Below are 26,669 nucleotides of genomic sequence, written 5' to 3'. Positions count from 1 at the left end.
CATGCGTTCGTCATGAGTCCCCGTCGACGTTGGGCCGGGCAGACTCACGATAAACGAAGGCTGGCTTTGATCCATTTTGCGAAAGGTTCGGCAGGATGGATGTCGCCGTAGATATGCTGCGTTATTGCAGACGTGTCTCGGCAGGGGGTGTCTTTGCTTTCGCGTCGGCAATCGTGATTTGTTGCGCAACTGACGGTGCTAAAGCGGAACTAGAATCCAGCAGCCGTTGCAGATGCCGCCAGGTTGAAGAAGCCTCCGCATAGTCTCTTTGCTGGAAATCACTTATCCCGACTAGCCATAGCGCGCGTTGATTATCTGGTTCCAACGCAATGACTTGTTCGAGCAGCTGACGAGCGTACGCGCCGATAGCGTAGTCGGCATGCTGAGCCATGTCTGCCTCGACCCAACCGACCATCGCCGCGGTATTGTTGGTATCAATCTTCAGTACCTGTTCGTAAGCGCCACGGGCTTCATTCGCGCGTTTCTGCGTGTCATAGGTATGCGCCATTTGCATCCACTTCTGGATATTTTGTTGTGTCTGCTGGACACGCGAATTCAATACGTCGGCTGCCGGCAGGGCATTGGAACGGACATGCGCGCCGTGAACGACCTGGTCATCAAGTGCGGCAGGTGTTCCCAGCAAGGTATATAGATAGATCGCAATTCCCGGCAACAAGACCGTGACAGCCGACGCGATAACAAACAAACCCAGGGACTGTTTTGTGCGGAGACCTTCTCGTATCAGTGGTCGGACTATCAACAACAGCGCAAAGGTAATCATTGCCGCCGTTGCAAGATAGAAAGCAACATTCACCACTCATCCCCTTCAATGGTTCGGTGGTCGTCGTTCACCGACTCCAAGCATCGATACATGACCAGTTTGTCCAACTCAAGGGGTGGCTTGCCCTGTACCGCGCAGTGCCGATACCGCCGATGCCGCGTTCACTTGAAGCGTCCCGTTGGAGACCTTGCTGCTTTGTAATAAAAGATCATGGACCGTCCGTGCATCCAGTTTTGGCGAGAGCGACAGCAACAAAGCAGCGATACCGCTCACATGCGCGGCAGCCATGGATGATCCGGAAGTGAAGTCATACCCACCACCAGGCTGGGTAGTCAGAATGTCTTTTCCGGGAGCACTCAAAACGCCGGGGGGTGCTGTCGATGTACCACTTTCACGAACGACGATGACTCCTGGTGCGTTGTCGGGGAATCCGTTGACGGTTCCATCTGGCGGCATTGCCGTCACTACGATGCGGTGTTGGGTCAGCAACTGGACAAGCAGCTTGTTAAGCAGCGGATCCGCGGGGCCGCCCAAGCTCATATTGATAATGCGGACATCCGTATCCATGATCGCCGCCAAAGCCTTGGCGAGTGTGAAGGAGTTGCAGCGCGCGCCGGCATTCGGAACGGGCGGATACCAGCACGCCTTGTAAATGCTGAGTACGGCCTTGGGCGCCATGCCCACAATACCTTGGTGATTGTCTCCATCGGCGCTGATAACGCCCGCGACTTCCGTGCCATGGTGATCCTGGTTGAACGCCGACGCATCGTCATCGACCATGTTGTGTATATCGTGAACCCTTCCCTGAAGATCCAGATGCGTCAAGTCAACGCCAGTATCGACGATCGCGATATGAACCCCATTACCTTGACTGAGGTTATGCGCGAGGGCCGCATCGGTTTCCACGAAACCGCGTTGGAGATTGACGTAGGGATCGTTGTAGTGATGCGTGTCCGGCGACTTCTCCGCGTAAACGGAATAATCCTGAAGCGGCTGCGCGAGTTGCACGCGCTCGTCCTTGACGAGAGCCTTGAGTAATACATCCCTGGTCATGCCTGGTGGCGGCTCCACTACGACGCAGTACACGTTGAGCGCTTTGATGGGCCAGCCCGTGACCTCATGCAATCCGTAACTCTGCTTCAAGGCAGCGACATTGGATGCGGCGCGTTGACCGGCGCCGTACCTTGGCGGCCCATAGGCCAGAAGGTTGGAGCCGGCGTGTGTGGTGAGTGGCTCAAGCGGGTTGGCCACCGCCAGTACGATATCGCGCTGGCTGTCCATGGCAGCCACGCTGGCAGCGGATGTCTGGCCGGGTTTTGCGAGCTTGTCCGCAGGCGCAGCAGAACGTGTTTGCGCGCAGCCGTTCAAAACCATTCCCATAACGACAAGCATGAGTGCAGCGTATTTCATGGCTTGACGGTGACGGGCTCTGCCAAGCGGATGCCTTTCGTGGCGCGTAGTCGCTGCAATGTATGCTGCGCCGCTGAAGCAGGGCTTGTCGGTGCAACAGTGTATGCACCAACGTCGTTCGGGCCGCCGACCACCTGTAATTGGAGCGCACGAAGCAACGCATTCCAATCGGCTAGCGTCATGGTTGCATCAGGCACAACACGGAGCGCGTCCGGTGGCGTGGATACGGCCTCCTGGCTGAGCGTGCGGTAAAGCGGGGTGCCACTAGTCGACCAGGATTTCAAACTCAGCGCACCGATACCCAAGGCCTGGATCAGCACCACGGCGACCAGTGCCCTGCTCAACCAATTTGCTGATCGGGAACGAAAGGGGACCTCCTCAAGATCAGGTGCATCGATGCGACCCATCAAGCGCTTCAATCCGGCGCTCGCATCGACGGAAATATCCGACGGCAACGACATGGCGCGCTGCAAATGACCTTGCTGAACGTATTCCGCTCGGCACGCATCGCAGTGCGCCATATGCTCGTTCAACCATTCGCTTTGCTCGTGGCTGGCACCGTGCTGCAGTACCGACGGCATCGCCTCCCAGGCACGGAGACAGTCCTGGCCAGAATTCATCGGGAACGTCATCGCACGCCCTCCTTGTATATGGGTGGACTGCCAGCCAAAGCTGGAAGAACATTGCGTAGCTTGACCCGTGCATGGAACAGACGTGCTTTCACCGTACCCACGGGGCACTGCATGATGACGGCAACATCGTCCAGGCTATGACCCACGCCGTAGACCAGCTCGATCACGACGCGTTGGTCGGCCGATAGACGATCCAATCCCTTGCCCAGCCAATCCCGCAATTCGCGATCTTCCTCTGGATCTGTTGAGGGAGTGTGTTCTTCAGGCAGAGTGTCGTCCGCGACAGGTTCGTCGCCGCGCTGCCGCAAGGCCTTCAGACCACAGCGATAGGCAATGCCCATGATCCATGTCGAAACACGTGAGTCGCCACGGAATTCAGCGGCTTTCTGCCAGGCAATCCAAAAGCAATCGTTGATGACTTCATCGATGACATCGGCACGCCTTGTCAGCCGGGACAGGAAGCGGCATAACCTGCCGTGGTAACTGTGGTATAGCGTCGCCAGCGCAGCACGATCACCCGTCGCCATGCGTTGGAGCAGCGACCGGTCTATTGCGTCAGTGTTAATGTCGGCGTCGTTCATGGCTTCGGGAGAGCTCATCCGATTGCGGTAGATTCTGCTGCGTAGGTGCAGTCTCGACGCAAAAAGGTTGCTTTTGAATCAAAAGGATCGCGAAATCGTAGCGACCCAGGGCGAAATGGTCGGACTGCCCCACTGCTGTCGCAGCCCTGAATCCGTCGTGATACGGTCGAGTTCTATGCGCCATGGGCCATCATCCCATGCGAGCCCCGCGTGCCCATAGCGGTAGACGCTTGTATGGCTGTAGCCATAGGGGCTATGTGGCGCGATAAGGGACTGCGCGACACCTGCCCCCGCGGAAAGGGAAAAATGCCACGGTAAAGGCCAGTGGAGATCGAGATCGGCGGCCCCTCGTGGCTGGTCACTGGCACCGATGAGGTGTATGGCTGAAAGACCAAAGGTCAGAATGTCTCGGTATATCCAATTGACGCTCGTTTCCGTTCGGTCAAACACTCTTGAGCGGGCGTTGCCGGGGTAGCTGTAGTAAAGGATGCTCGCCTGCATTTGCCAGTCGCTGGAAAGCGACCAGTAGCGGGACGCTTGGGCGGAGGCCTCTACCAGGTGTCCTGGCGAGCGCACTTCAGTACTTCCCAAAAGGCCAAATGACCAACCCGCTGGAGAGATCCAGGATACAGCCCCCTGCAGGGTGGGCGTGGCGGGCGTGATCGCGATACCGCGATCAACCAGTTGCGAACTGAGCCCCACCGCGCCATTGATGCCGGATGACTGAGCATGAAGCGGTGCACAAAGAGCCGTCGCGATGGCCAATGAAATGCAACCAGCACCGATGCGGGCAGGAGAAACCTCACGCATGCCAAGGTAGATACGCCTGAACTGGCGACCCCATCGGCGCAAAGTAACTTTCGCAGGAAAGGGGCAAGACACCTGCATCATTCAGGCGCACAAAAGCGGCGTCGTGACGGCGGACAGGCCACGGCGATAGGCACCCCATGAATGCTGACCAGGGGACTGTTGTGCAAGATCACTTCATCATTTGAATGAGCAGGCGCCGCGATAGTTTGTGGCAAAGCGACCCGACGAAAGGCCTGTCGGACCTATAGGTCTACCAAGTTTGGGGAATGTCATCAGTGCACGGTGCCCAGATAGGAAATGAGATCCTCGAGCTGCTTTGGGTCGTTAAGTCCATCGTATTTCATTTTTGTGCCGGGATTGGCCTGCTTCGCCGGTTGGGATAAATAGCTGTGCAGCTTTTCCGCCGTCCAGAGCCAATGGGCTTGCCGTAGGGCATCCGAATAGCTGAAATCCGGCAGCGTACCTGCGGGACGTCCCACGATGCCAAACAGGCTGGGGCCTTTCTTGTTTCGCCCTTGCTTGACGCTGTGACATTCGGAGCACTCCGTCTTGAAGACGTCTGACCCTGCGGAGGTATCGCCGGCTCGTGCAGAAGGGGACGCCAGCAACCAGCCGAAGACAAGCGTGGCGGCACATAGCCCCAATGGTAGCTTCGTCACTTTTGACTCCTTTGCATGTTTTAGAACGCCACGCTCGCGGAAACCGAAAACGCATTGAGGTCGCCCGGTTTGGTTGTTGGGTTACCCAACGGCACCCCAAAGATGTTGTTCGTCGCACCGTTGAATCGTGTGAAGCGGAACCATGTCGCCGCGATCTTCATATTCGCTATGGACGTAAATGAGTTGTCCTTGCCAAATGGTGCCCAGAAAATGCTGAGAAGATTGGCGGTGGTATCCGGGTTTCCGAGAGGCGCGAAACGGACGGCGTCGCGTGTTCCGTTGCTCTCCAGGTGCGCAAGTTGCACGCCATAGGTCTGCTTGAAGGTATACGTGACGCTCAATGTCTCGTCATGCAGTGCGCCGCGGGACAAGGCGGTGAGGCCTGGAACAATCGGACTGACGGGCGTGCTGCCGTATTTGCGCTTCTCAAGGATATTGACGTATGAAACCTGGACGATGTTTTCCCTGTTACCCAGGAACTGGTAGCTCAGGTCATAGCCCAGATCGGTAAGGTTGTCTGTGGGTCCCGTACGAGGCAGTTGCCGTCGGGTCGTCAGTCCCACCATGCCTGCCGAGAAGAACTGACGCTTGAGGTCTTTCATATAAGCGAAGCGGAAATAGCCCGTATCGCTTAGCCTGCCTGGATCGCCGGCGATGTTGTAGCCGAGATGATCCTGTTCGGAGGTGGGTAGCGATCGGTACGTGCCGATTTCGCCGTACCAATCGGAGTCGTACAGGCCGTAAACGCTCGCGCCAATAAGACGATCAGCCGGCGCATTGGCGCTGGACAGGTTGAGCAATGTGCCGGTCGGTCCCTGGCCGCCGGGCGGCCCAAGACTTGTGGCAGCCGGCAGGACAGCGATGGGATCATCAAAGCCCGGGTTGTTGTTGACGCTCACGCCAAGCGTGAAATCCTTACCGTTGAGCTTGAGCTCCTTGGCCACGAAACGCAGATCGACATTGCTCAGTTTGGTGTTGTAGGTGTCGTGGCCGACGTGATCGGCTTCGATCTTGGCATAACCACCGACTTGGTCGGAAATGCGCCCCGCCAGGTAGAGATCGGCTTCGGTAAGATCCGTGCTGCTCGGACCACGGGCCGGCGCAGTGTGCGTTTCCGTTAACTGGCCGGATACTGGAATCTTGAAACCTTGGCCATCGGTATCGGTGTATCCGTTGAGCTTGAAGCGCATGCCATATGGCGTCAGGTTGGGTCCATTGGCACCGGCTCCATAGGCACCAGCGTGACAATCTGCACAGGCGGCTCCGGTTTGTCGTGCGAATGCCGGAATAGCTTGTGCCGTGGTACTGGCAAGCAGCAGCGCTGCAATCCCGCACCAAAGGAGCATCTTCCCGGGCCGTCGCCTCGCGCGTCGGTTCAAAAAAGACAGCATGAAGTCTCCTTGGTTTCGTTAGGGTGCAACGGTGAATGAGGGGTCATGCGCAGATCAGCGACGGCGCTTGGGCAGCATCATGCGGAGCACCCCATCGCGCAGGACGAAGTGGTGCCAAAGCGCTGCAGCGACGTGCAACGAAACCAGGCCGAGCAATACCCATGCAGCGTCCAAATGCCATGCCTGCAATGTGTCGGCGAGATCTTCGTCAGCGCTCACAAGCGCCGGTAAGGTGGCTCCAAACAGGTGGACCGGTTTGTCTTGGGCATTGCTCAGAGCCCAACCAAGCATGGGCAGGGCGAGCAGCAATACGTACAGGGCGACATGCGTCAGTCCCGCCAGGCCACGAACAATCCATGACAGGTTGCCGTCATGCGGCAGTTTGCCCAGCCGGATGCGAAGCACCAGGCGGACGAAGAAAAGAACAAGCACGAACAAACCGAAATGGCGATGTCCCTCGAGCAGCCACTGTCGCGCCGCGCGTCCGTCCACTTGGTCACGGGTCAATATAAATGTCACCGCCGCAATCAGGCAAAATACGGTCAGCCAGTGCAGGATCACCATCTTCCTGGGGCGCGAGAGTACGGTTTCTTCGGCAAGCTGATCGGGCGGGCTATTCAACCTGCCTTCCACGAGAGGAACGAATGCCATATCGCTACTCCCTTTTGGCAGAGTCTCTTTCTCCAATTGCATATCCGTGATGCCTTCGCGCGTCGCTGTCATCTTGCCTATCCCATGCAACCCCATGACCTGCTTTGGCAGCTGACGCCAAGACTCACGAGCGATCTGAACGGGGTCTAGTGCGAGTGAGTGCCTGCAGGACGCTGAAAGGTTGCATGGCGTAGTCAGCGGATTCGGTGCGGTCTCTGTCGCGGTATGGCTTGAAAAATTCTGAAGCGACCAGCCGGGTGCTGAGGCGAGTCGCTCACTCCCGCCGACACAGGTCGGGCCATTCTCAAAACAATTAAATGCTTTAGCGCTCGCAAATGTCGAAGCAACCTTTCGTCAGTGGAGCGGCACCCACGCACGTGGTCGTCCTCTAAGCATTTACAGCGTGGCCTAAACATGGAAATCGAACGGATCCAGTTGCAGAAGCATGGCGACAGCCGCGGCATGCTTATCGCTTTGGAACAGGATCGAAACGTGCCATTCGAAATACGGCGCGTGTATTACATATTTGCTACCGAGAGCGATGTGCATCGAGGCAAGCATGCACACCGTCATCTCAATCAGCTGGCGGTGGCGGTGCGTGGCTCCGTAACGTTTCTTTTGGATGACGGCACCAAACCGGTGGAAGTGGTGCTTGACGATCCATCGCAAGGTCTGCTGCTTGGCTGCATGGTGTGGCGTGAGCTTTACGACTTCAGCGATGACTGCGTATTGATGGTGCTGGCGGACCATCTCTATGACCCAGCCGATTACATCACCGACTACGCGGATTTTCTGAGCGAACTCAGTGGCTCTTTATACGGGGAGGCCGTGGTTGCATGTCAAAGCCGCTAGTACTCATTGGCGCGGGTGAGTTCGCACAGATCGCCTGCGAATATTTCGAGCACGATAGCAACTATGACGTAGTCGCTTTCAGCGTCGAACGCGATCATCTCGCGCAACCGTTGCTGGCGAATCGCCCGGTGGTGGCCTACGACACATTGGAAACGTATTACCCGCCAACGGATGTTGACGTGTTTGTCGCGATTCCAGCCAGCCAGCTCAATCGTCTGCGCACACGCTTTTACCAGGATGCGAAACGCAAGGGCTACCGGTTTGCCACGTACGTCAGTACGCGGGCTTTTGTATGGCGCAATGCCGAGCTGGGCGAAAACAGCTTTATCTTCGAAGGCAACGTCATCCAACCCTTCGTTCGCATAGGAAACAATTGCATTCTCTGGAGCGGCAATCACGTGGGGCATCGCACGGTTGTACGCGATAACGTATTCGTTGCATCGCACGCGGTTATTTCAGGGTATTGCGAGATTGGCGAGAACAGCTTTGTCGGCGTGAACGCGACCTTCAATGACCACGTGATAGTGGCGGCCGACAATGTGATCGGTGCTGGCGCATTGGTTACTCGCGATACGGAACCCGGCCGGGTCTATGTCGGGTCGCCCGCCCGTGCGGTGCCCGACAAGTCCAGCCTCGATGTGAGGCTTTGAAAGGCCGATGTTCGAGTGGACCAAGAAAGGGCTGGTGTTCGAAACCGCGCGACATGGCGTGGGTGGCTGGATGCATAGCTCGGCGCTTACGCCGACGCCGTATCGTGTCGATGACGACCTCATACGTGTCTACGCGGGATTTCGCGATATCGACGGCGTCAGCCGTATCGGCTACGTCGACGTACGGGGAGACAACCCTGCAGTCATCGTGCGCGTTAGTGCCGAGCCGGTGCTGAACATCGGCCGAGGCGGATGTTTCGATGATAACGGGGTGATCCTGGGCGACATCGTTGACGCGCCCGGCGGTCTGCACATGTTCTACGTCGGCTTTCAGCGCGTTGCCAAAGCCAAGTTCCTGGCATTTACCGGGCTGGCCGTTTCCAGCGACGGCGGAGATCATTTCTCACGCGCGTGGGAAACACCCATCCTAGATCGTGCGCATGGTCGAAGCACCATTGGCGCGGTGCATTCGGTCATGCGCGAAAACGGTCGTTGGCGCATCTGGTATGCCGTTGGCGATGACTGGGAAACCATCGGTGATCAGTCCTTCCCGCGTTACCACATACGCTACGTAGAGACGGACGATCTCCGGGCAATACCCCGCGAGGATCATGTCTGTCTGATTCCACGTGGCAGCGAATATCGAATCGGTCGGCCGCGCGTATATCGACTCGGCGGCAGGTATGTCATGTATTTCACGCGAGGCAATGCCAATGGCGAATATTTCCCTGGCCTTGCGTATAGCGATGACGGCATCCGCTGGGAACGCCATGATGAGACGTTGGGCATGACGCTGTCCGCCAGCGGATGGGATTCGCAGGTTATTTGCTATCCGGCTCTGATCCGCCAGCGCGACAAACTGCTGATGTTCTACAACGGCAACGACATGGGCGTGGATGGATTCGGCGTGGCCGAGGTCAGCAATGCCCTCGTCGATGGTGTTGCAGATGTTCACGGTTAGAGCCTACGCCCAGGCCGATGCGAACGCTTGGGATGCGTTGGTCGAGCGTTCCAGGAACGGTAATTTTCTGCATCGTCGCAGCTACATGGATTATCACGCCGATCGTTTTGTTGACCAATCGCTGATGGTCGAGCGGAATGGCGAAGCCGTGGCGGTTTTTCCCGCGAATATCCAGGACAACGAGGTGACCAGTCACGGCGGACTGACCTATGCCGGACTGATAACAACCCATGCGCTGCGCGCCGAGTCGACGCTGGCCGTGTTTGAGCAGATGGGTAACCACTATCGAACGCTAGGCGTAGAACAGGTCATCTACAAAGCTGTGCCACATGTGTTTCATGCCTACCCGGCCGAGGAGGATCTGTATGCCTTGCATCGACTGGGAGCGCGCCTGAAGCGCCGAGACATCTCCTCGGTCATTTCGTTACGGGAAAGCTTTCACTTTACGCAGGGCCGAAGGCATTCGGTCGACAAAGCGAGAAAGGCTGGCATCCGATTGCAAGTGGGGGCAGACCTGACTGCTTTTCACGCATTGCTGTCGGAGGTGTTGCGCAAGCACGACGTGCAACCGACTCACAACTTATCGGAGTTGCGCTTGCTGAGAGACCGCTTTCCGCAACAAATCGTGCTTCATGAAGCTCACATTGGGGATGACTTGCTGGCGGGCGTCCTTGTTTATGATTTCGGCAGGGTAGTGCATACCCAGTACATGGCAGTTTCGGAGAAAGGGCGACAACTGGACGCGCTCAGTCTTCTGCTGGCGGAACTTATCGGCAGCACTTACGCCGAGAAACTTTATTTCACGTTCGGCATATCGAGCGAACAGGAAGGGCGAGTGCTCAACGGTGGCCTGATCGCGCAAAAGGAATACTTTGGCGCCCGTGCCGTCGTGCACGATTTTTACGAATGGGTGCTTTGATGGACGTTCCATTCCTCAATGTCAGGGAAGGCAATGCACGATATGCCGATGAGCTAAAAGCGGCGGCTGCGCGGGTCATCGATTCGGGCTGGTATGTGCTAGGCGATGAACTTGATGGCTTTGAACGGGAGTTTGCCGCCTATTGCGGCGTACGGCATGCCGTGGGCGTGGGTAATGGGCTAGATGCCCTTTCGCTGATCTTGCGCGGCTATAAAGAGCTAGGCGCTCTCGAAGAGGGCGACGAAGTCATCGTGCCTGGCAATACATTCATTGCCAGCTTTCTGGCTATTACCGAGAACCGGCTCGTCGCGGTTCCCGTCGAGCCCGATCCGGCGAGTTTCAACATGGACCCGGTTTGCGTGGAAGCTGCCATCGGGCCACGCACGCGCGCGATCATGGCCGTCCATTTGTACGGCCAGCTGGCCGACATGCCTGCGTTGGCCGCACTAGCGCGTCGGTACAAACTGCTATTGATCGAAGATGCGGCCCAGGCGCATGGAGCGATGAGCGTGGGGCGCAAAGCCGGCGCATTTGGAGACGCCGCCGCTTTCAGCTTTTTCCCTACCAAGAACCTTGGTGCGCTCGGTGATGGCGGCGCCGTGGTAACGGACAACGCCCTGCTGGCCAAAAGGATCGCAGCGCTGCGCAATTACGGTTCCGACGTGAAGTATCACCATCTTTTCCAGGGTCTCAATTCACGCCTGGATGAGATGCAGGCCGCTCTGCTGCGCGTGAAGCTCAGGTATCTCGATGCGGACATTGCATGGCGCCGCCGCGTGGCGTATCGCTACCGAGAGGGCATTCTTCATTCGCACATCGAGTTGCCGGCCGTGGCGCGGGAAGAACAGCACGCATGGCATCTCTTCGTGGTTCGTTGCCCTTACCGTGACGCTCTGAAGCATCATCTGCAGGCGCACGGCATTCAGAGCCAGGTGCATTACCCGATACCGCCGCATCGGCAACCGGCCTATGCCTGCCTGCGCGAAATCCATTTGCCGCTGACCGAGCAATTGCATGACGAAATACTGAGTCTCCCGATGGGGCCGACGCTAAGCGATGACGCCGCGGATCGCGTCATCGAGGCTTGTCGAAGGTTCGAGTGTCACGCGTGAACATCGTACGTAGCGGTTTCTATACAGCCATCGGTACCGCGGCGCGGCTGTTGGCGGGTCTGGTCGCCATCAAACTGGTGGCATCGTTTGCCGGTCCCGAAGGCGTAGGCAAACTGGGTCAGTTCATGAGTCTCATGTCGTTGCTGGCCGTGCTTGCCGGTGGCGGAATAAGTGCGGCCATCGTCAAGTACGTTGCCGAATACCGCAGTGATCCGCAACGACTGTCGCGCCTCCTTTCCGCAGCGCTTTGGTACGCACTCTGTGCATCCAGCCTCATGGGATGTGTGGCTCTGCTATTCAGCCGGCAGATCGCTCTCTGGCTTCTGGGCGACCCGGGTTACGAAGGCCTGATTCGCGTACTCGCCGTGGCTCAGCTTGGCATTGCGCTCGTTAACTACATTCTCGCTGTGATCAACGGCTTCATGGATGTACGCCGGCTGGCTTTTATCCAGGTGCTGGGATCGCTGGTCGGCACGGTGATGATGGTCTGGCTGTCCCGCTGGCTTCATCTGTACGGTGCCTTGTTGGCTCTTGTCGTAAGCCAGGTCTTGTGGCTCGCCTTCGGTTTGCCTGCATGGTGGCGAAGTTCGTACTTCCGCCGACGCCTGCTGCGAATGCATTTCGACCGTGAAATGACCATGCGGCTCGCGACGTTTTCGGTGATGACAATCACCTCTGCGCTGCTGCCTCCCTTGATCAATATCGCGGTTCGCGATCACCTCGCTCTCCAGTTCGGCTGGGAGCGGGTCGGCTACTGGCAAGCAGTGAGCAAGGTGTCGGATGCCTATCTGCTGTTCCTTACCACAGCCATCAACATCTATTACTTGCCCAAGCTTGCATCGACCCATGAGCGTGCTTCGTTGATACACGAGCTGCGCAATGCCTACCGGTACATATTGCCAGTCGTCGTTGTTCTGGCAGCAGCGGTTTATCTCTTCAGGGGCATGGTGACACGTTTGTTGTTCAGTGAGAGCTTTGCATCTGCCAACGCGCTGTACGGCCCGCAATTGTTGGGCGACGTGATCAAGATCGCCTCCTTCATTCTTTCCTACATGATGCTGGCCAAGGCCATGACACGGTTGTTCGTGATATCCGAGTGCGTGTTTGCTGCCAGCTATCTGGCGCTGGTCTATCTGTTCACCATGCACTTCGGCCTCATCGGCGCCATGTACGCATTCCTGGTGAACTACCTTTTCTATCTCGCGTTCAATGTGCTGGTCGCACAACGTTACCTGAGGGCGCTGTGATGATGGCCGATGATGTATCGCTGAACACGGCAGCGATGCCGCTGGTTTCTGTGCTGATACCGGCCTTCAACCATGAGCGTTTCGTACAACGCTGTCTCGATAGTGTGCTGGAAGACCCTTATCCATCCAAGGAGCTCATCATCATCGATGACGGCTCGACCGACAAAACCGCCGAACGAATTGACGATTGGGTGGCGAAGCATTGCATGGCGCTTCCGATCGAGTACGTACGCCGTGAGAACAAGGGCGTCGCGGCAACCTTGAACGAATTGGCGGCACGTGCGAACGGAGAATTTCTACGGTTGGGTGCCAGCGATGACTATCTGCTGCCCGGTGGTCTCGATGCCCAAGTCCGCTATCTGCTGTCGCATCCGTGCAAAGGCGCGGTGATTGGTGATTCGGTCGTCGTCGATCCTTACGGAAACAAGATATACGCCAGTGGCATGTGTGATTTGCACGGTGCCAACAAACGTCTTTATCGCTCCGACGAAGGAATACGCCGCGCGGTGATCAGCCAGTGGGCCATCGGCGGTCCCGTCGCCTTGATCAGATCGAACGCACTCGAAACCGTCAATCGCTGGACTGAGGGTTTGCGTATTGATGATTGGGATTTCTTCCTGCGTCTGGCGGCGCGCGACGCGCTTGGCTTCATCGATGTCAGTGTCTGCGCCTATCGCCTTCACGAAGCCAATCTGAGTAAGACCAGAAACGTAGCAACCCGCGTCATGCATCTCGCCGAATCGCGCCAAGTAGCGATACGTTTGGAAAGCTTGTTCGAGGAACCTTACAAGACCTTGCTCAGGGCGCAGTCCCATTACATCGGTGCCAAGGTCTCGTACTGTGAGAGACGGCTTTGGCCCTTGCTGTTTCACATGATGGTTTATCTGTTGCTGCTGGTTGCCTCCAAGGTCAGGTTTCCCTCGGTAAGCCATCATGGTCTGGAGGAAGTATGAAACGCTTCCTGCGCCGCCCTTCGACCTATCTTGGGTTTCCCATTCTTCTATCCTGTGGGTTTGCGCTGCTCACGTACGATCTGCCAGTCGGTTATCTGGAAGGCGTCCTGCTGCTGGCTTCAGTGTCATTGGCCGTCATGTTGTTCGATGTACTCGCCGGAGCGTGGCTTCCCTCTAGTGCACAATTTCGTTCGCGCCACTATGCCGGTACGCGCGAATCGTTCGTCGCGCTGATTTTTGCGGCTCTGGTCGTTTTGTTCTGCCTACTCGATATCTCGTTTTTCCCCATTCCGTTGCTCGACAATCCTGCCGCTTATGCCGCGATGGAAAATGGCCGCGAGCACGTCCGGCACATCTCGGACATGTGCTGGACGCTTGCTCCGATCGGGCTTCTCTGCGTTAAAAGCAAATGGCTTCGCAACACTCTCATCGCCATTAGTTTTGTATTTCCGGTGCTGGTGATCGACAGGAACAGAATCTTCGCCACCTTGTTTTCGTTCGCCCTCGTTCTCGTCTTGCGAAGAGACGACGCAAAACCGTTGCCGTGGAAGGCGATTGGCTTTCTCGCCCTTTTGGGCGGCAGTGTTTTCTCGATCTTGGGTGCGCTGCGGTCAGGATCATTGGATGCTATTACGTTGCCTTTCAGCGCCATATATCGCGCTGCTCCGGCGGGCGTCAAGTGGCTGCTGCTTTATATCAGCGCCGGCCCGTATAACTTCAGCGCGATGTTGGCCAAGCATTACTCGAACGCGAGCTTTCTTATCAATCAAGTGGTCCCCATGAGTGGCTCCGTCGCAACGGCAGGCACAGACATCCCTCTGGATGCATCGACTATCAATGTGGGATCGGAGTTCTTTCCATTCCTGCTGGCGTTTGGCCCTTTCGGCGCGATGTTTTCGATGTTCGCGTTGTACGCATTGCTGCTTTGGAGCGCGCGGCGTCTCTTTCCAACAGTCTCGCTGTTTTCCCTGCTGATTTTCTTGCGCGTTTCCTATGTATGCGTGATGTCGCCTTTTGCACCGCAGGCATTCACCTGGACGAACGTTGGCTTTATTGGCTTGTGCCTTTTGATGCAGGTTCTGGCGTCATGGCTGCCTGACCGAACAGCGCGGAATCGGGTATCCGACGGTCATGCCGATGTGAACGCGATCACCGATAGAGACATGTTTTCGCCACTTTCCCAATGAGTCAAAATTATGCAACGAGATGAGATTTATCTGATCGACATGTATCGAATTTTCGTCCGCGAGCGGCGATGGTTTGTGGGCGGGTTGGTTTTTGTCCTTGCCTGTACATTCACGTTTACGCATGTCGTGAAACCCCAGTGGCAAGCAACCGCCTGGATACAGATCGGGCAGGTGGGGCAAGTCTTGACGGGTCAAGATCCAAAGGTTGAACCGTTGCTGCGGGTTATCGAGCGTCTGCAATTGGTGCCGTTCGAAAACGACATCATGAAAAGCATTGGCTATTCACCGACTACGCCCGAGGCACAGCTCTTTCGCGCGAGTCTAAAAATGGAGCCGTTGCCTTATGAAGGTCCTCTGGTCCGGTTAACCGTTCGTGGGAAATCGCCGCAACAGGCTCGCCAATTTGCTGAGGCAACGGTCACTCAGCTGCGGGCAGTCCACCGGCAGATTGAAGCGGTGCCGCTCGCGCTGGCTCGCGCACGTCTTGATCAAGCTCAGGCCGATCTGGCGAGTGCCGTTGCCGATCGGGACCGGTTGGTGCAAGCCGCGACTTCAAAAGACAAGGATGGTACGAAAAGCGAAAGCAATTCAGGTTCTTTAGCAAGTGTACTTTTGGCCAAAAAGGACGAAGAAATTCGAGACTTGCGACAGGCAAGGGACGATCTCATCGCTCGCCTCAGTACGACGTATACCTATGAAACATCGATGATGTGGCCTGTCTATGTAACCGATAACCAGGTGTTCCCGAACATCACCTTGATGTGGGGTATCGGCCTCGTGTTGGGCGCCTGTCTGGGTGCGTTTGCAGCCATAGCGAGAAATGCAGTGAGGCGCCGGAAGCAGATGTAGTTCGCATCCATCCGCCGCGGCGGGTATGGCGGTCGAGTCATCTTTGATGAATGAGCTCGGATATTCATTCGGCACTCCACTCAACCAAATTGGCCATTTCAGGCACTCACCGACATGAGCTGACGGAAATGTCGTTACCAGCGCGGAGGCCGGTCCGCGCTTTGCAGCGAAAGTCTCGGCGAATTTAAGTGCTGCGTTTCGGTGCAGCGGAGATCGATATGAGTGGGCAGCAGGTTGAAGCTAGTCAGAAAGAGATGTCTGCCTGGAGCGTTCGCAGGCAAGGAACGGGTACACCTCTAGATGAGGCACAGCTACTCGAGACACAGCAGGCTTTTGATAGCGTAGCCGCCGACTATGACGGTCCACGAGGTAATAACGAACTGATTCAGCGCATGCGGCTCGCCATGTGGGACACCGTGTACAGTGAGCTGCAGCCCGAATCTCGATTGCTCGACCTGGGTTGTGGCACTGGCATCGATGCGCTCGAATTCGCAAAACGGGGCCATGAGGTCGTTGCCACCGATTGGTCGCCGCAGATGGTCGAGCGCACGCGGGCCCGTGCCGCGGAGGCGGGCATGGCGTCGCGTGTCACCGCGGCACACCTTGGCATCCAGCAGCTCGATAAACTCGAAGACACGTTCGACGTCATCTATTCGAATTTTGGGCCGCTGAATTGCGCGCCGGATCTCGGCGCGGTCGCGGCCGAATGTGCGCGCCTGCTCCGACCCGGCGGTCGATTGGTTTTTTCAGTGATGGGTCGACTCTGTCCCTGGGAGCTGGGGCACTATGCCTTGCGGGGTCGCTTCAAGCGGGCGGCTGTACGGGCTGCGCGCGGTGCGACGGCGGTGGGAATGAATCGCCGTACGATCTGGACTTATTACTATTTCCCGCGCGAGTTCTACAGCGCGTTCGCCGAGCACTTTTCGTTGGAGAGTTATCGCGGACTGAGCTTGTTCATGCCGCCGCCGTATCTGGTGGACTACTACCGACGCCGTCGCCACTGGTGCGACCGTCTGGGACGGTTGGACGATCGCTGGGGCGCGCTGCCGCTACTTCGTGACATGGGCGACCATTTCCTGATCGTGATGCGGCGGCCCTGAGTTCATGGAACTTCTCCAAGCCGCGATGGATGTCACGCTGTGCCGTGCCATCACGATGGCGCCAGACGGCATCACTCGCGTGCCGCTGCCGATCAGGGCAGGGCGGATCGGTTCGTCGCTGGCTGCGCGGGCCTATCGATTTGATCTCCGAGAGCACCTGATCTTTCCCGGCCTGATCAATGCGCACGATCATCTGCATATCAATGCCGTGCCGCCGTTGGATGCAGGCGCGCCATTCCCCAACAGCTACGCCTGGATCAACGCGTTTCAAGCGCACTTCGAGGAGCCTGTGGTTAGTACCGCGCTAAGCGTGCCAAAGGCTTTGCGGATGCGGCACGGCGCACTGAAGAACTTGCTCGCCGGCACCACCTGCGTGGCACATCACGATCCGTGGCACCCAGCGTTCGATGCATCGGATTTTCCGGTCGCGCTGCTGCGCGATTACGGCTGGAGCTATGCCTTGGGCTGGCCGGAGTATGGCCCGCCGGTTCGGCAGAGCTTTGCCGCCACGCCAGCGGAGCGCCCCTGGATGATTCATTTGGCCGAGGGTACCGACGTCACCGCCCAGGCGGAACTGGCAAAGCTGGACCACATGGGATGTCTGGCGGCGAACAGCGTACTGGTTCATGGCGTGGGCCTGCGCGAGCAAGATGTCGATCGCGTGATTGCCGCCGGTGCCGCAGTGGTCTGGTGTGCCGCCAGCAACCGCGCCTTGCTCGGGCAATCGCTTGATCCGAGGCGTCTGTGTGAAGCCGGCCGCCTTGCGCTGGGCACCGACTCGCGGCTTAGCGGAGCGCGCGATCTGCTCGAAGAAATGCACGGTATCGCGACTCGTGGCGAGCTCAGCCACAAGCAGTTGCTGGAACTGGTCACGACGCAGGCTGCCCGCATCTTGCGTCTGCCTTTGCGCGGCAGCCTTGCGCCGGGCTCACGAGCGGACCTGGTGATTGTCGAGGATCGCGGCGGCGAGGAGCAGAGTCTGGTGGGCATTCAACGCAGCCACATTCGCGCCGTGGTTCGGGACGGCATTCCCTGGATCGCCGATCCGGATTTTGCCGAGTGGTTTGCGATCACCGGCATGGACCCCGTGCCAGTGATGTTGGACGGTAGACCCAAGCTGATGGCCCGGTCGCTTGCCGAACCGGCACTGGTCGCGCTTGAACCTGGGCTCGAACTGATCCCTGATCGAAGCGAGCGGAAGCATGATCTTGCCATCGAAGTTCAGTGCAGCTGATGTCACGCCTCCCGATCCTTGAACCCGCAGAGGCATACGCCTTATGGGCGCCCAGCTATCCGGCGCACGCGCACAATCCGGTCATGCAGGCGGAAGAGCGCGCCATGCTCGGGTTGATGCCGACGGAGCTCGGAGAACTTGCCATGCTCGACGCTGGCTGTGGCAGTGGACGCTACATGCTGCATGCGCTGCGACGCGGCGCGGCGCGGGTGAGTGGCGTGGATCTTTCGCCAGCGATGCTGGATCGCGCCCGCACAGAGCTGGGTGGATTTCAGCATGGCGCCAAGGTCGAGCTGATGCTGGGCAGTCTGGATGCCCTACCGGTGCCGGACGCCTCAGTAGACCTAACGGTCTGCAGCCTGGTCATTGGACATCTTGAAAGTCTGGAGCCGGCGCTGGCCGAGCTGCGCCGGGTGACCCGGCCGGGTGGCAGGGTGCTGTGCAGCGACGTACACCCAATCGGTCATGCGCTTGGCTGGCTGCGCGATTTCAAATCCGCCGGTCGGCACTACGCCGTGCGACATACGCAGTACCTCTACAGCCATTGGCATGCTGCCTGTGCAGCGCTGGGGCTTGATGTCGAGCGCGTGCTGGAACCGATGCTCGATCCAGCCGACATCCCTGTCGGTGCGCACTTTGATCCTGTCGCGCTCGAGGTTCCCGTCGCACTGGTGTTTCAGCTGCGGCGCGTGCCCGGATTTTCCTTGGTTACCGATCGATGCCCATGACACGCCTGCCTCAAACATTGCTGATCAATCCGACCATCACTTCGCGATCGAGTGCGCGGTTTCCGTTATCGCTTCTGCATCTCGCGGCAGCATTGGATCAAAGCGGCAATAGCACGATTATCGATGGCAACGTCGACCGCGACGTCATCGGCGCAACCATGCACGCGATGGAACAGAACGCGTTCGATGCCGTGGGCATCAGCGTGATGGGTGGCCCGCAGATTGCACCATCCATCAAGGTGTCCAAAGCGATACGCGAGCGCTATCCGGCGATACCGATCATCTGGGGCGGCTATTTCCCGACGCTCTACACGGACACGGCGCTGGTGGCGCCGTACGTCGATTACGCGATCCGCGGCCAGGCCGAGGAAAGCTTGCCCGAGCTGATCGCCGCGTTGACTGGCCCGGCAGTACCGGATCTGGCGAAGATTGGAAGCCTGTCGTGGAAACACGACGGCGCGGTCGTACATAACCCGAATCGCCGTTTCACGCTCGGCGACAGCGGGCTGGTGTTGCCCTACGACAAGCTCGGTGACCCGCGGCGCTATCTGGCGCGTACCTTTCTCGGTCGCCGTACCGTGGCTCACCAGGCGGCCATCGGCTGTCGCTTTCGCTGCACCTTCTGCGGCGTCGCGGCGATGTTTGGTGGTACGACGGTGCTACCCGCCGTCGCGCGGCTCGAGCGCGACCTGCGCTATCTCAAATACGAGCTTGGCGCCGATTCCGTCCAGTTCTTCGACCACAATTTCTTCGACCGCGAACAGGACATGATCCCGCTGCTGGAAGTGATGGCGAAACTCGAGATGCCATGGTGGTGTTATGCGCGCTCGGATGCGCTACTGGGCCTGTCGGAGAGTACGTGGAAACTGGTGCGCAAGAGTCGGCTGCAAATGGCGTACATCGGCGCGGAATCGCCGAGCGGCCAGATGCTCAAGGAAATCCGCAAGGGCACGCGGCCCGACCAGACACTGGAAGTGGCTGAACTGTGTCGACGCAACGGCGTCATTCCCGAGATGTCCTTCATGGTTGCGCCGCCTGAGAACACGGAAGAAGAAACCGAGTTGACCTTCGAGTTCATCCGCGATCTCAAGCGGATCAATCCGGAGTCGGAGATCATCGTCTACATCTACACGCCGCTGCCGGAAAGCAGCAAGCACGAAAAGGATCGCAACAAGCGGCCCGGGATGGCACTGCTCGACCTCAACGGTGAACCGGTGGTTTTTCCGAAAACGCCCGAAGAGTGGATGGAGCCGCGGTGGGTCGACTACGCTTGCCACGCCGACGCGCCCTGGCTTACCGACAAGCTGCGTCGGCGCATCCTCGACTTTGTGACGGTGCTGCGCTGTCGCTTCCCGACAGTGCAGGACTTGCGGTCGCCGCCATGGACCAAACGCAGCCTCAGTGCGATGGCCAGTTGGCGCTATCGTCAGCGCAGGTACGACCGACCGTGGGAACTGAATCTGGCTAACCGACTCGTACGCCTGCGCATGCCGCAGGTATCTGGCCTCTAGATCCATGCCGGCATTGCATGTTGCACAGATCAATTTTCAGCTCGTTCCGGATGGCCTCGCACCCGGGGAAATCTTTGAAAAATGGCCTTCCATGGCCGATATCGCTGAAGTGGCCCTCTGTTCCGGAGCGCGGATTTCGGTGATCCAGGCGGCGCCGTATGCGGAGAAAATCACGCGTAACGGCATCGATTATCACTTCATCGATGTCAGTGGAAAGCTGGCAGCAACCCATCGTGGCCGTTCTTTCGCCAGTCTGCTTGATTCAATACAGGCGGACATTTTGCATGTGCATGGTCTGCGGTATGCCGAAGATGCATTTGCCATTGCGCAATGCCTGCCCGAGTTGCCGATCATCATCCAGGACCATGCCGACCGACCGCCGCCTTGGTGGCGACGGATGCAGTGGCGGCGCTGGTATATGGCCGCCGCGGGCATCGTCTTTACCGCACCGGAGCTCGCGCTACCTTTCACCAGCATAGGCATGTTCGCGCCGCAGGCGCAGCTGTTCACGGTTCCCGAATCCAGCACAGGCTTTGTCATGGGCAGCAACGCCATCGCCCGCGCGGAGACCGGGCTTCACGGCAACCCCTGCGTATTGTGGGTAGGGCATTTGAACGCCGGCAAGGACCCACTGGTCGTGCTGGACGGCATAGCCAAAGCCATGCCCAGCTTGCCCGGGTTGCAATTGTGGTGTGCCTTCGGAAATGCGCCTCTGCTTGCCGAGGTTCAAACGCGTATAGAGCGCGACCCATGGCTTGCCGGGCGCGTACATCTTCTGGGATGCGTCCCGCATGCACGCATTGAGCAATTGATGCAGGCCGCGGATCTGTTCGTCTCGGGCAGCCACAGGGAGAGCTGCGGATACGCGCTGCTGGAAGCGCTGGCTTGTGGCGTGGCCCCGGTGGTTACCGAAATACCGTCATTTCGCATACTGACTGGCGAGGGTTCTATCGGAGCGCTGTGGCCTCGCGGCGACGCCGGTCGATTGGCCGAGGCGCTGGTCACCGCAGCGAAAACCCCGCCGACACGGCAACAGGTGCGCGCGCATTTCGACGCTGAGCTGTCGTTCACCGCCGTGGGTCGGCGCTGGGCTGGCGTGTATGCGCAAGTCATCGAAAACCATGCGCGGAGGATACGGTGAAGCTCGCGATCGTGGTTCCCGGTGGCGTCGATCGTACCGGCGAATTCCGCGTGATCCCGGTGTTTCTGGCCCTGATCAAGCGACTTGCTCTGCTACACGAAGTGCATGTCTTCGTCTTGCGACAGGAAACCGTCGCGGATTGCTGGGAATTTGCCGGCGCCCGCATCCATAACATCGGCGACGGCTGGACTCGTGTACGCGCGATCGCAGCGATCTGGGACGAGCATCGGTCTGCACCATTCGATGTGGTCCATGCCATCTTTTCGGGTTCCTGTAGCGAGGTCGCGGTTGCTGCGGCAACTCTGATGCGGGTGCCAAGTCTGGTGCACATTGCCGGTGGTGAACTCGTTGCGCTGCACGAGATCAGCTACGGCGGAAGACTGAACTGGAAAGGACGACTGCGTGAGGCGGTCGTGCTGCGCGCTGCGCATGCCATTTCGGCAGCCAGTGCGCCAATCATTGAATCGCTCAATGCGCTAGGACTGCAGGCGAAGCGCATTCCACTCGGCGTCGATCTCGAGATCTGGCCTCCACTCGCCCCGCGCAGGCGCAACACTGGGATGGCTCGGCTGGTTCATGTGGCCAGCCTCAACGCTGTCAAGGACCAGTCCACGCTCCTGCGGGCGCTGGGGATCCTCGTCGACGCGAAGGTAGAGTTCCAGATGGACATCGTCGGCGTAGACACGCTGCAGGGCAGGGCATATGCGCTGGCCGAACAACTCGGCCTGGAACGGTACGTGCGCTTCCTTGGCTTCAAAACGCAGCGGGCGCTGCGTCCGATCATGGAGGAGGCTGACCTGCTTGTGATGTCGTCGCTGCATGAAGCCGGGCCGCTGGTCTTGCTCGAAGCGGCTGTGGCAGGCGTGCCGACTGTAGGTACTGCGGTTGGACATATTGCAGAGTGGTCGCCGTCTGCCGCCTTGGCCGTGCCGGTTGGCGATCATGTCGGCCTGGCGAACGCGATCTGCCGAGTGCTTGCCGATGAAGAACTACGACTGCGCTTGGCTCATGCCGCGCAACGTCGGGCGATCGTCATCGATGCAGATCACACCGCTCGAGCGTTCGAGATTCTGTACCGGCAGATGCTGACTTGACTATGGCAGCCGGGCTGCGATCTCGTCCTAGCCAGAGGGAGGCGGAGCCTCCAACGCCGCACGCACCACGTACAGCGTATCCATCCGAGGGAGAGGGCGGGTGAGTAATGCCAAGGCGCGCTGGCCGCGAGACAACGTCACCCAGCTTTTCTCCTGGAGCCAGATCTGCGTCCGGACCAGGTCGGTGTGTTCCTTCAGGGCTTCGTCCGTAGGCCTGACACGATTCCTGACGTAACGCCCGATATCACGAAAAGAGCGGAGCCATTCGACGCCGTGAAGCGTGTGGTGCCAGAGTTCCGAGCACGACACCTGGGTCAGGGTCTGGCGGCGTGAAACGATCTTCAGCAACGGGTGGCAGTGAGACGCGAGTCTGGCCAACACGTTTTTGGGGATGGTGTTTGCGTAATAGCGTTCGACCAGGCGCAACGGCGGCAGTGCCCACCAGGGAGCATCAACGCTGTGCGTGTCCCACAAGGAGTCCCAGTCGCTTGGCGACATGCGCGCCGACAGTCGTGCAATGTCGTTCAGATGCAGCAGGCGCAAGCTGCGGTGACAGATGTTGCCTGCGGCGTGCAGCAGCAGATGGCTCATCAAGGCGCCGTCTGACGGATAAGGATTCAGGCCTGGGTGGGGCTGCCGCGGATAGATCCGCCGGGTGATGTCGACGGCCGTTACCGGTAGGCGTTCCTGGATACGTGTATGCAGTTCGATATTGATCGGAGTGTCGCGGTGTTCGCCCAACCCCACCACTGGCTCGCCCTTCGCCGGCTTGAACACATGGTGCTTCCACACGACGAACGATTCCACGTAGCCGAGCTCTTGCAGCAACTTGATCGTCCGTCCCGCGTCCTCCTCGCGGACCAGCAAGTCGATGTCGGCCATGGGACGGTCGCCGGGCTCATAGAGTCGCAGGGCGTGCAATGCCGAACCCTTCAGGGGAACGATCGCCAAATCGACGGCACGGGCGTCGGTATCGATGCGTTCCAGTAGCGCTGCAATGCGTCGATGGCGATGCTCAACGTGTGCTTGCTGACTTGCCAGAAAAAACTTCCATCCCGGGTTTTGCCATTGGGACGACTTGCAAAGTAGAGGTGATACGCCGTGCGCGACGGCGGCGGCGGACGCCAACTGCCATTCGAGATCGCTCCACTCGGGTGCGGTGTCACTGGGCTGTGGAAGCGCCAACTCCAAGGCAAGCGCCTCCGTGGTACGGCGCAAACCCTCCTTAACGATTTTGAGAGACGGCGGCATGACGTTTCACCTGGACATTGGTTTGCTGCACGGTTGCAAGCGGCAGGGTCGGATCGTCGGAACGGTGTGATTGCTCGCTTGCGATCAGTGCATCCCAACGTGCATCAAGCGCCAGGCCAGCTTGACTGCGGAGCTCCGGTGGTTCACCGGTAGCCAATTGCTGAAACGTGACCTGCTCATGCAGCAGATCGCGGACGCTGCGGTAGAAATCCGAGTCGTAAGCGCCACGGAACATCATCGCCAAGTCGCCGCTGTCCTGCCAATGCGTCTTTGCGCCCAGTTGGGCTTTGACCTGCTCGTAGAATTTCGTTCCTGGCAGCGGATACGAAACGCTGACGCCGATATCGTCCGGAGCAGCCTGTCTGATCAGTTCGCGCGTCATCAGCAGATCAGCCAGTTGCTCGCCGAGATAGCCCAGCTGGATGAAGAATCCCACGCGAATACCGTGTTCACCCAGTCGTCCGCGTGCGACGATGAGTTCTTCGACCTTCGTGCCCTTGGTCATGGCATCGAGTACGCGCTGACTGCCGCTCTCCGCACCGATCCAGGCTTCGGCACATCCGGCCTGTTCAAGCGCATTGCCCATGCGTTCGCTGATCAGGTCAGCGCGCGTCTGGATGGTGAATGGAACGGATCCATCGGCGTCGATCAAATGCGCACCGAACTCTGCCACCCAGTCGACATGGAAGCCGAAGATGTCATCGGCCATCCAGATGTGATCAGGCTTGAACGTCCGTTTCAGATAAGTCATTTCTGCGGCCACATCCTGGGCACCGCGTTGCCTGTAGTGGTTTCCCCAGATCGGCTTTGCGCACCAGTTGCAACGGAAAGGGCAGCCGCGGGATGCTGCCATGTTGAGGCTGAAGTACCCATGCCGTTCGAGCCACATTGTCCGATAGCGTTCGATGTCGACCAGATCCCACGCGGGGTGGCCGATCAATCGCAGATCCGGCGGTTGTGCGCCGATGCGCATCAAGCGAGTCTGGCCGCTCACCAGCGTAGCGATACCCGCGATATCGGATACCCAACTTGCCGCGTCGACGCCTGGATCGCGTTCGAGCCGCCCGATCAATTCAATAAGAGCTCCAATGCCTTCACCGATCAGGACGGCGTGAGCGCCCGCCGAGAGAAAGGCATCCGGATGATCGGAAGCGTCGGAACCCGCAACGATAACCCGGGCGCCGTGAGTGCGGGCTTCGGTAATCATCTGGCAGGCCGCCTCACGCATGCGCCCAAGGCACATCTTCGTCAGGTAGTTGAAGTTGTCTTCGTAGATGACGACGACGTCCGGTCGCGCAGCCTGAAATGACCCTTCATAGTCTTCAACGCCGTCGGCAAGCATCGCGTCGAAGAGTGTGACGTCGTGGCCTACTTGCCTTAAAAGTGCGGCGATCTGGATCGTGGCGAGTGGAGGATAGGGCTTGCCACGTTCCCACTGTTTTCGGTCGTAGCTCAAAAAGTAGGAGTGGCCAACTTGAATCTTTAGCATCTCGGAGAGGCCTCGGTCGTAGCCGTGGGAATAAGCTGCAGCACGCATCGACGTCGGGCCGGTCTGAAGAACCCATCGTTCGGTGTCATGTTTCTGAGGTGAGTGCCGCGGCGCAGCCTTTCGGTTGCCTTGTGCAGCAAAAGCATTTGAATCCTTGGCCCGTAGCGGCGATCCATGCGTAACCATCGAGGCGCATCGGCTGCCTCTCGGAAAACTCTCAGGATGGCGTGCGGCACCTACTCAGCGGCAACCTTTTTTCTTTGATGTCGCACACACGAAGCCAACCTATTTGGAATTCGTGCAGTGCTGCGCAGTGACATCCAGACGACTGAAACTTTTGAACGACGACGATGGCCTTGACCCCACGCCATGGCGGTCGAAAGGATGGCGCCGACCCATTTTGCGAGCGATCCGGTCACAACTTCTCTATGCGCATGCAGATATTGGGAGGAAAGTTCCACTTCGAAAGCACCAGCGAGTCTCTGCTTCGTCTGGTCGAGATCGCCTATGGCGGCCTGCCGCGCTATCAGTTGCCGATGGCTGTACCCGAATTCCGCATTGAATTGCGCCTTTCGCGTCGACAGGCTGAGCCGAACGCATCGGAGCCTCCTCCCGTAGAGACGACATCGGGTGCGGGCTTTCTCTGCGGCGTCATGGACGCGTCGAACTATGTAGTCATTGCGCCTGAGCAACATAAGGCTCTGGTGGTGGCCTCTGAAGACATGCTCAGTCGTCCTTACCACTTGCGTTATGAGCTGATCGAATTCGCGGTCTTCATTCTGGCGACACGTGGATTGGGGCTGGTGCCACTACATGCTGCCTGTGTTGGCCGGCAGGGGCGTGGAATCTTGTTGCTGGGAGCGAGTGGATCAGGCAAGTCGACGCTGGCCTTGCACAGTTTTCTGGATGGCTTGGAGTTTCTCGCTGAGGACGCCGTGTTAGTGCAACCAGAGAGCATGCTCGCCACGGGTGTCGCCAATTACTTGCACGTGCAGGCCGATGCATTGAATTTCGTCGAGGACGACAAGATCAGGCGCTGGATCAGCCAGGCGCCAATCATCCGTCGCCGCAGTGGCGTCGAAAAGTTCGAAGCGGATTTACGACAGGATCATGGACACCTCGCCGCGGTTCCATTGCGGCTGGCGGGCGTGGTTTTCGTCTCCAATCAATCGGCCGACGACCCGGATGTTTTATTGAGCGCGGTGCCTCGAGACGAAATCGCCGCAAGGCTGTCCGCCGATCAGCCGTATGCGGTCGGACAGCCAGGCTGGCAACACTTCGAGCAACAGTCGATGCAGTTAGGCGTTCATCAACTGCGCCGCGGTCGCCATCCGCGAGCGTCCGTAGACGCGCTGCGACATCTTCTCGACTGATTTTCCGGATCGCTTGCGGCGGTCGCGTCAAGGCAACCTTTCACCTCTGAGATCGCACTTACCGGCATGGGAATTTTCAACCCGCGGAGAGGCGTTGTTCTGA

At 58.6% G+C, this 26,669-nt stretch carries 26 protein-coding genes; 16 read left to right on the top strand and 10 right to left on the bottom strand.

The features are described 5' to 3' along the window. Nucleotides 1–121 precede the first annotated feature (121 nt). From HDE79_RS11855 to HDE79_RS11820, 8 genes are all read right to left on the bottom strand, one after another. Nucleotides 122–814, bottom strand: coding sequence for a C-type cytochrome biogenesis protein (locus HDE79_RS11855; RefSeq protein WP_184602193.1), 693 nt, complete (start codon nucleotides 812–814; stop codon nucleotides 122–124). A gap of 75 nt (nucleotides 815–889) precedes the next feature. Continuing rightward, the gene (locus HDE79_RS11850; protein ID WP_184602192.1) at nucleotides 890–2,191 is read right to left on the bottom strand and encodes a S8 family serine peptidase; all 1,302 of its coding nucleotides are present in this window, start codon (nucleotides 2,189–2,191) and stop codon (nucleotides 890–892) included. Then, a complete protein-coding gene (locus HDE79_RS11845; RefSeq protein WP_184602191.1) occupies nucleotides 2,188–2,823 on the bottom strand; it encodes a zf-HC2 domain-containing protein in 636 nt (211 codons plus the stop codon). The genes HDE79_RS11850 and HDE79_RS11845 overlap by 4 nt, the downstream gene beginning before the upstream one ends. Beyond that, entirely contained in the window at nucleotides 2,820–3,404 is a 585-nt protein-coding gene (locus HDE79_RS11840) for a sigma-70 family RNA polymerase sigma factor (protein WP_184602190.1), read from the bottom strand. The genes HDE79_RS11845 and HDE79_RS11840 overlap by 4 nt, the downstream gene beginning before the upstream one ends. Before the next feature lie 78 nt (nucleotides 3,405–3,482). Beyond that, nucleotides 3,483–4,214, bottom strand: coding sequence for a hypothetical protein (locus HDE79_RS11835; protein ID WP_221440141.1), 732 nt, complete (start codon nucleotides 4,212–4,214; stop codon nucleotides 3,483–3,485). Between the two features lie 272 nt (nucleotides 4,215–4,486). Beyond that, nucleotides 4,487–4,858, bottom strand: coding sequence for a c-type cytochrome (locus HDE79_RS11830; RefSeq protein ID WP_221437496.1), 372 nt, complete (start codon nucleotides 4,856–4,858; stop codon nucleotides 4,487–4,489). Nucleotides 4,859–4,893: 35 nt separating this feature from the next. Next, complete coding sequence (locus HDE79_RS11825; RefSeq protein WP_255488411.1) at nucleotides 4,894–6,219, bottom strand: cytochrome C; 1,326 nt, start codon at nucleotides 6,217–6,219, stop codon at nucleotides 4,894–4,896. Between the two features lie 99 nt (nucleotides 6,220–6,318). Then, the gene (locus HDE79_RS11820) at nucleotides 6,319–6,828 is read right to left on the bottom strand and encodes a cytochrome b/b6 domain-containing protein (RefSeq protein WP_184602532.1); all 510 of its coding nucleotides are present in this window, start codon (nucleotides 6,826–6,828) and stop codon (nucleotides 6,319–6,321) included. A gap of 501 nt (nucleotides 6,829–7,329) precedes the next feature. Here HDE79_RS11820 and HDE79_RS11815 point away from each other — a divergent pair. The 15 genes from HDE79_RS11815 to HDE79_RS11745 all read left to right on the top strand — a co-directional run bounded on the left by HDE79_RS11815 (nucleotide 7,330) and on the right by HDE79_RS11745 (nucleotide 22,453). Next, a complete protein-coding gene (locus tag HDE79_RS11815) occupies nucleotides 7,330–7,767 on the top strand; it encodes an FdtA/QdtA family cupin domain-containing protein (protein ID WP_184602187.1) in 438 nt (145 codons plus the stop codon). Beyond that, on the top strand, nucleotides 7,752–8,417 hold the full coding sequence (locus tag HDE79_RS11810; RefSeq protein ID WP_184602186.1) for an acetyltransferase: 666 nt from the start codon (nucleotides 7,752–7,754) through the stop codon (nucleotides 8,415–8,417). The genes HDE79_RS11815 and HDE79_RS11810 overlap by 16 nt, the downstream gene beginning before the upstream one ends. A 7-nt stretch (nucleotides 8,418–8,424) precedes the next feature. Next, complete coding sequence (locus HDE79_RS11805; protein ID WP_184602185.1) at nucleotides 8,425–9,378, top strand: hypothetical protein; 954 nt, start codon at nucleotides 8,425–8,427, stop codon at nucleotides 9,376–9,378. Continuing rightward, entirely contained in the window at nucleotides 9,365–10,297 is a 933-nt protein-coding gene (locus HDE79_RS11800; protein ID WP_184602531.1) for a GNAT family N-acetyltransferase, read from the top strand. Before HDE79_RS11805 ends, HDE79_RS11800 begins: the two co-directional genes overlap by 14 nt. Next, nucleotides 10,297–11,409 carry a DegT/DnrJ/EryC1/StrS family aminotransferase gene (locus HDE79_RS11795; RefSeq protein ID WP_184602184.1) on the top strand — a complete coding sequence of 371 codons (1,113 nt, stop codon included), beginning with the start codon at nucleotides 10,297–10,299 and terminating at the stop codon, nucleotides 11,407–11,409. The genes HDE79_RS11800 and HDE79_RS11795 overlap by 1 nt, the downstream gene beginning before the upstream one ends. Next, on the top strand, nucleotides 11,406–12,656 hold the full coding sequence (locus tag HDE79_RS11790; RefSeq protein WP_184602183.1) for an O-antigen translocase: 1,251 nt from the start codon (nucleotides 11,406–11,408) through the stop codon (nucleotides 12,654–12,656). The genes HDE79_RS11795 and HDE79_RS11790 overlap by 4 nt, the downstream gene beginning before the upstream one ends. A gap of 2 nt (nucleotides 12,657–12,658) precedes the next feature. Continuing rightward, the gene (locus tag HDE79_RS11785) at nucleotides 12,659–13,609 is read left to right on the top strand and encodes a glycosyltransferase (protein WP_184602182.1); all 951 of its coding nucleotides are present in this window, start codon (nucleotides 12,659–12,661) and stop codon (nucleotides 13,607–13,609) included. Then, complete coding sequence (locus HDE79_RS11780; protein WP_255488394.1) at nucleotides 13,606–14,796, top strand: O-antigen polymerase; 1,191 nt, start codon at nucleotides 13,606–13,608, stop codon at nucleotides 14,794–14,796. Before HDE79_RS11785 ends, HDE79_RS11780 begins: the two co-directional genes overlap by 4 nt. Before the next feature lie 9 nt (nucleotides 14,797–14,805). Further along, a complete protein-coding gene (locus tag HDE79_RS11775; RefSeq protein WP_184602181.1) occupies nucleotides 14,806–15,645 on the top strand; it encodes a Wzz/FepE/Etk N-terminal domain-containing protein in 840 nt (279 codons plus the stop codon). A 254-nt stretch (nucleotides 15,646–15,899) separates the two neighbouring features. Beyond that, entirely contained in the window at nucleotides 15,900–16,745 is an 846-nt protein-coding gene (locus tag HDE79_RS11770; protein ID WP_184602530.1) for a class I SAM-dependent methyltransferase, read from the top strand. Nucleotides 16,746–16,749: 4 nt separating this feature from the next. Beyond that, nucleotides 16,750–17,979, top strand: a complete 1,230-nt coding sequence (locus HDE79_RS11765; RefSeq protein WP_184602180.1) for an amidohydrolase family protein — start codon at nucleotides 16,750–16,752, stop codon at nucleotides 17,977–17,979. Continuing rightward, complete coding sequence (locus tag HDE79_RS11760) at nucleotides 17,979–18,707, top strand: class I SAM-dependent methyltransferase (protein WP_184602179.1); 729 nt, start codon at nucleotides 17,979–17,981, stop codon at nucleotides 18,705–18,707. The genes HDE79_RS11765 and HDE79_RS11760 overlap by 1 nt, the downstream gene beginning before the upstream one ends. Continuing rightward, entirely contained in the window at nucleotides 18,704–20,218 is a 1,515-nt protein-coding gene (locus HDE79_RS11755; RefSeq protein WP_184602178.1) for a radical SAM protein, read from the top strand. The genes HDE79_RS11760 and HDE79_RS11755 overlap by 4 nt, the downstream gene beginning before the upstream one ends. Before the next feature lie 4 nt (nucleotides 20,219–20,222). Beyond that, nucleotides 20,223–21,359, top strand: coding sequence for a glycosyltransferase family 4 protein (locus HDE79_RS11750; protein WP_184602177.1), 1,137 nt, complete (start codon nucleotides 20,223–20,225; stop codon nucleotides 21,357–21,359). Next, a complete protein-coding gene (locus HDE79_RS11745) occupies nucleotides 21,356–22,453 on the top strand; it encodes a glycosyltransferase family 4 protein (RefSeq protein ID WP_184602176.1) in 1,098 nt (365 codons plus the stop codon). Before HDE79_RS11750 ends, HDE79_RS11745 begins: the two co-directional genes overlap by 4 nt. 27 nt (nucleotides 22,454–22,480) lie before the next feature. On the opposite strand, the gene HDE79_RS11740 is transcribed toward HDE79_RS11745, so the two are convergent. Next, nucleotides 22,481–23,704, bottom strand: coding sequence for a nucleotidyltransferase family protein (locus HDE79_RS11740; protein WP_184602175.1), 1,224 nt, complete (start codon nucleotides 23,702–23,704; stop codon nucleotides 22,481–22,483). Further along, nucleotides 23,679–25,193 (bottom strand): radical SAM protein, encoded by a 1,515-nt coding sequence (locus tag HDE79_RS11735; RefSeq protein WP_184602174.1) that lies wholly within the window; start codon nucleotides 25,191–25,193, stop codon nucleotides 23,679–23,681. The genes HDE79_RS11740 and HDE79_RS11735 overlap by 26 nt, the downstream gene beginning before the upstream one ends. 428 nt (nucleotides 25,194–25,621) lie before the next feature. Between HDE79_RS11735 and HDE79_RS11730 the strand changes: the two genes are divergently transcribed. Continuing rightward, complete coding sequence (locus HDE79_RS11730; RefSeq protein ID WP_255488393.1) at nucleotides 25,622–26,566, top strand: serine kinase; 945 nt, start codon at nucleotides 25,622–25,624, stop codon at nucleotides 26,564–26,566. The last annotated feature ends 103 nt before the right edge of the window (nucleotides 26,567–26,669 follow it).

It is taken from the genome of Rhodanobacter sp. MP1X3 (assembly GCF_014207165.1).
In the GTDB taxonomy this organism is placed as follows: Bacteria; Pseudomonadota; Gammaproteobacteria; order Xanthomonadales; family Rhodanobacteraceae; genus Rhodanobacter.
This window is presented reverse-complemented; position numbering and strand designations above follow the sequence as displayed.